The organism is Pseudomonas sp. HMSC057H01 (assembly GCF_001836405.1).
GTDB lineage: Bacteria > Pseudomonadota > Gammaproteobacteria > Pseudomonadales > Pseudomonadaceae > Pseudomonas > Pseudomonas aeruginosa.
Genome location: NZ_KV828421.1, coordinates 1 through 1,606 on the forward strand (window position 1 = coordinate 1; position 1,606 = coordinate 1,606).

3 protein-coding genes are annotated in these 1,606 nt (G+C 55.0%); all 3 read left to right on the top strand.

Features of this window, described 5'->3' with window-relative positions; translation table 11 throughout:
• A partial coding sequence (locus tag HMPREF2581_RS07995; RefSeq protein ID WP_042918004.1) for a hypothetical protein occupies window positions 1-319 on the top strand: 319 nt, incomplete at its 5' end.
• A gap of 407 nt (window positions 320-726) precedes the next feature.
• Complete coding sequence (locus tag HMPREF2581_RS08000) at window positions 727-1,089, top strand: ribbon-helix-helix protein, CopG family (RefSeq protein WP_016852910.1); 363 nt, start codon at window positions 727-729, stop codon at window positions 1,087-1,089.
• Between the two features lie 66 nt (window positions 1,090-1,155).
• Entirely contained in the window at window positions 1,156-1,500 is a 345-nt protein-coding gene (locus tag HMPREF2581_RS08005) for a hypothetical protein (protein ID WP_011666650.1), read from the top strand.
• Window positions 1,501-1,606 lie beyond the last annotated feature (106 nt).

Sequence of the window (1,606 nt, forward strand, 5' to 3'; positions counted from 1 at the left end):
GCTTCGCATAATGCTCGGCCTTATGTTGAGCGCCGCCCGGACAATACGGCGGCTCCGGGCGGCGCGTAACATAGGGCCGATTATGCGCAAGCCTGACCCTCTCCCTGTACCGCAGCATCTGATCGATCAAGCGACGCTGTACGCGCCGTCTCGCGATCCTCTCGATGCCGTGTGTTATGTCCTGAATGACTATCCCAAGCTCGTTGCCGATATCCGCCATCTGCGTCGCCGCCTTGCTGATCTGGATCAGGAGGGCGCGGATATGGATGTTCGGATCGAGGCCTTGCAGTCAGCCTGCAGGGCGATCCTGGAGCTTTGATCGGCCCGGCTGTCACCAGAGTGACTTGTCGCTCTGGTGATGGCTGGGGGACAAGCGAAGCGCGTCAGCGTCGGCGCGCGCCGCCGGCCGGGAGCGGAAGGCATGAGCGATAGGCCGAAGGCGCGGCCGACGCCCCTGTAACACGTCAGATAAACCCCCCTCAAAAAGCTCATTATTGGGCGTTTGGTCTGGAGGCCGCGCGCCACTAGGCTTCCAGAAACGGCATTTTTGCCGATAATTCTGTATGTCGAATGCATGTAGTATGTGCCACATACATATGTTTACATGAGTGGAAGGCTCGAAAACCTCTTCCGAGCTTGGTGCGACGACTTGACACGACAGGCTCTTCTTTTATGTAGAACATATGTATGTCATATTGCTCTCGAAGCAACATACATAGGTTCACCATGAAGATTACCGCTGACCAAACCCGCGAGCTTCTCCAGCTTCTTGTTGAGGTAGATGGGCAATCAAAGGCTGCTGCTAAACAGGTCTTCAATGGAATCACTCCAGATGGTCGTTTAGCGCTGCTGCACGACTTACGTCGAAGGAAGTTGCTGGCGAAGCCTGCGCCGGCTCAGCAATTGGCAAAGGGCGAGGAGGAGGGTGAGAAAGTGCGCGCTGGCAAGGCCAAAAAGGTGCCTTACACGCTTCTGATGCCGCCAGATCAATTGGAAGCTCTACGAAATCTCGCGGAAAAGGACGACACGTCCGTTTCGCACCATATCCGGCAAGCGGTCAGGGCTTACCTGCGCACGCGGCTGGTGTAATCGCTGGCTAAGGGAGCGGCAACTCCCCAAGCCAGCTAACCAAAAATGATCGAAGGGAGATCATGAATGGCTACTGTAAATTCTACTGAAACCCCCGTTTTCTCTGGCTGGCATATGTTCGCGACAGGTGCCTGCCATGGGGCTGAACATGAAAAAATATCAAGTTCAGCCAGCGTTCTAAATGCGATTTCACTCATTGGGAAGACGGTTCTGGTCGAGCTGGTGTGGGAGGATGACTCGGAGACGCTATGGCGCTGTGTGCGAATTGCCGGGGTAGTTCTTGCTTTGGAGGGTGTCTATGAACATCCGCACTTCATGGTGTTTAGCCTGTTCGGAAGCGAGACTTATCCAAGTGAGATGTTCTGGTCGGACATTCGTACGTTGCGGGTGTTGAAGCATCGGGTGGACTAACCGATAAGGCTTCACTGGCTAGAAAGCAAGGAAACCCCGGTAGAGCGATCTCCGGGGTTTTTCGTGGATCCTGGCCGCCTGGAAATGCTTAAGGCTTCGCATAATG

What these genes read in the sequence shown, in the direction of transcription:
- HMPREF2581_RS08005 (WP_011666650.1), top strand. Translation starts at nt 1,156, where the DNA reads ATGGCTACTGTAAATTCTACTGAAACCCCCGTTTTCTCTGGCTGGCAT.
- HMPREF2581_RS08000 (WP_016852910.1), top strand. Translation starts at nt 727, where the DNA reads ATGAAGATTACCGCTGACCAAACCCGCGAGCTTCTCCAGCTTCTTGTT.